We start from the raw sequence: 251 nt of genomic DNA, 5'->3' as shown, positions 1-251 counted from the left end.
CTTGATGAAGCGACGGGCCGTTGGGGTATTCGTGTGTCACGTGTTGAACTCAAGGCGATCGACCCGCCGCACTCCATCCAAGACTCTATGGAGAAGCAGATGCGAGCCGAACGTGATCGGCGAGCAGCCATCCTCACGGCCGAAGGTACCAAGCAGTCTCAGATCCTCACCGCCGAAGGCCAGCGCCAAGCAGCCATCCTTGCAGCTGAAGGTGATGCAAAAGCCGCTATCTTGCGTGCCGATGGTGAGGC

At 59.4% G+C, this 251-nt stretch carries 1 protein-coding gene; it reads left to right on the top strand.

Annotated elements, in window-relative coordinates; all coding sequences use genetic code 11:
- Positions 1 to 251 (top strand): SPFH domain-containing protein (locus SB679_RS25495; protein WP_410705148.1); only part of this gene is annotated, 251 nt, incomplete at both ends.

The sequence above is a fragment of the Chryseobacterium sp. SIMBA_029 genome (assembly GCF_046535275.1).
In the GTDB taxonomy this organism is placed as follows: Bacteria; Bacteroidota; Bacteroidia; order Flavobacteriales; family Weeksellaceae; genus Chryseobacterium.
Note: the sequence above shows the minus strand (reverse complement) of the source record. Positions and strands in the feature narration are given on the sequence as shown.